The 2,448-nt window shown below is 58.2% G+C and carries 3 protein-coding genes; 1 reads left to right on the forward strand and 2 read right to left on the reverse strand.

Features of this window, described 5'->3' with window-relative positions; translation table 11 throughout:
• Window positions 1-57: 57 nt before the first annotated feature.
• Both ACTG4M_RS17340 and ACTG4M_RS17345 read right to left on the reverse strand, forming a co-directional pair.
• Window positions 58-450 (reverse strand): cell division protein ZapA, encoded by a 393-nt coding sequence (locus tag ACTG4M_RS17340; protein ID WP_439124922.1) that lies wholly within the window; start codon window positions 448-450, stop codon window positions 58-60.
• Entirely contained in the window at window positions 450-989 is a 540-nt protein-coding gene (locus ACTG4M_RS17345) for a hypothetical protein (RefSeq protein ID WP_439124923.1), read from the reverse strand. Before ACTG4M_RS17345 ends, ACTG4M_RS17340 begins: the two co-directional genes overlap by 1 nt.
• 238 nt (window positions 990-1,227) lie before the next feature.
• Between ACTG4M_RS17345 and ACTG4M_RS17350 the strand changes: the two genes are divergently transcribed.
• Window positions 1,228-2,448, forward strand: a 1,221-nt coding sequence (locus ACTG4M_RS17350; protein WP_439124924.1) for a 1-deoxy-D-xylulose-5-phosphate synthase N-terminal domain-containing protein, incomplete at its 3' end; no start/stop codon positions are given.

Below are 2,448 nucleotides of genomic sequence, written 5' to 3' on the forward strand. Positions count from 1 at the left end.
AGCATTCTCAACGGCTTGGCCACTCCGTAAGTCAAACGCGATTGCCCTGACCCTGCCCTAGCCTGCCTTTTCTTCGACATCGCGGGCCAACGCCTCTGCCCGGGCTGCGATTTCCTGGAGCGATTCAGTTACATCTGTCGGCACCACTGGCACTTCGATGCGCTCTGGCTCAGGTGGTGGCATGTCTTTTAATGCGCGCAGTTCCGACAAATAGGCAGCCGCGCGATCTTCGCTTTCGCGTAGCTTGTCTTCCAAGCCTGCGGTTTTATCGGCCAGCATCAGGCCGGCCATAAGCAGCATTCGCGCCTCTGGAATACGGCCCACTTGTTGAACCAGAACCTGCGCTTCGGTGTCGAGCATCCGGGCGGCGGATTGAAGATACTGTTCTTCGCCTTCCTGACAGGCCACATCAAAGCTGCGGCCACCGATATTGATTTCGACTTCGGGCATCAGTTCGCCTCCTCGGATTCTGCAGCCGCTTCAAGCAACGGAGTCAATGACGCCACGATCGCACGGGTCTCGGCGGCCTCGACCGACCGTGCTGCGCGCAGCCCTTCGAGTTCGGCCAACATCGCCTTGTTGATCAAGTGCGGCTCACCGACGTTTTCGGCCAGCGCAGCGCGCAGCTCTTCGTTGGTCGCGCGAAGCATCTCGTTGGATTGCCTCAGGCGTTGGAGGTCCAGATCCAACGCTGCGACATCCACGGTTGGAATGGGGGAAGCCGCAGGCGCCACTGCAGCCTTGGCCGCCTCAAGCTCTTCACGGTGCGTTTCGTGCAGTTTACGCACCCGCTCTTCAAGCTGAGCGTTGGCCAATTTTTCCTCGTCCAGCGCATCTTGCAGGCGGGCCACCTCTGCTGGGTCAATGCCTGGCTGTTCTGCAGGTGCCGCTGCGGCCTCGGCTGCGCGTTCTTCGATCCGGGTTACGCCCTGCGCGACCCTGTCCAGCGCAGCTGTGATCCGATGTTGCAACTCGTCGATCTGGGTCATTTGCCTGATCCCCGTTTTGTTGTGCACCCAACCATGAACCGAGGAGGTCAGGCGCAATTTTTCGTGCTCTCGGAACGAATCGCTCCGTCCTCTTAATGTGAAAGTTTAACAATCCACGTCCGAAATTGCGCCCCCTTATGCACATCCGGCAAGGCTGTGCCGCTTGATCTCTGCGTTGACACTGGTATGAGCGCCGTCAAAGACCCCTTATGCCCCCATCACAAGGACGAAACGGCCCGTGGATATCGAGACCCTCAAAGCCCAGAACCCAGACCATTGGAACAAGGCCGCGGCGATCCGCGCTCTGACATTGGATGCCGTTGCCGAAGCAAATTCCGGCCATTCGGGCATGCCCATCGGCATGGCAGACGTGGCCACGGTACTTTTCGAAAAGCACCTCAAATTCGATGCGGCACATCCCGATTGGCATGATCGCGACCGGTTCATCCTTTCGGCGGGTCATGGATCAATGCTGCTTTATTCGTTGCTCTACCTCTGCGGCGATCCAGAGATCACACTCGATCAAGTCAAGAATTTCCGCCAGTGGGGCGCAAAAACAGCAGGCCACCCCGAGAATTTCCTCGCCCAGGCGATTGAAACGACAACCGGCCCACTGGGTCAGGGCATCGCAAATTCAGTTGGTTTTGCAATTGCCGAAGAAGCGCTGCGCGCCCGGTTTGGCAAAAAGCTGGTCGATCACCACACTTACGTCATCGCTGGCGATGGCTGTCTGATGGAAGGCGTCAGCCACGAAGCCATCGGCATCGCCGGACGTCAGGAATTGTCCAAGTTGATCGTCTTTTGGGACAACAACAATATCACCATCGACGGCACTGTTGACCTGTCAGACCGCACCGACCAGATCGGTCGTTTCACCGCGGCAGGCTGGCATGTTCAGGAAATCGACGGCCACAGCCCAGAAGAGATCGACGCGGCCATTGCGGCGGCCAAGAAGGACAAACGCCCGTCGATGATCGCGTGCAAAACGCATATCGCTTTGGGCCACGCCGCACAGGACACGTCCAAAGGCCACGGTGCGCTGACCAATGCAGATCAGAACGCCGCAGCCAAAGCCATCTGGGGCTGGACCACTGGCCCGTTCGAAGTGCCGGGCGATATCAAATCCGCATGGGAAGACATCGGCCGTCGCGGCACAGCAGAACGTGTGGAATGGGAAGCTCGTCTGGCTGATATGTCGGACACACGTCAGGCTGAATTTGCCCGTACAATGGCTGGCGAGGCACCAAAAAAGCTGTCCTCCACCATCAAAGCCCTGAAAAAGCAAATCAGCGAAACTGCGCCCACAGTTGCCACCCGCAAGAGCTCGGAAATGGTTCTGGAAGTCGTCAACCCGATCTTGCCTGAAACGATTGGTGGTTCGGCTGACCTGACCGGATCGAACAACACCAAAACCGGTGATCTGGGCGTGTTCGACGTAGATAACCGCAAGGGGCGTTAC

The sequence above is a fragment of the Marivita sp. genome (genome assembly GCF_965656765.1).
Taxonomy (GTDB): Bacteria; Pseudomonadota; Alphaproteobacteria; order Rhodobacterales; family Rhodobacteraceae; genus Marivita.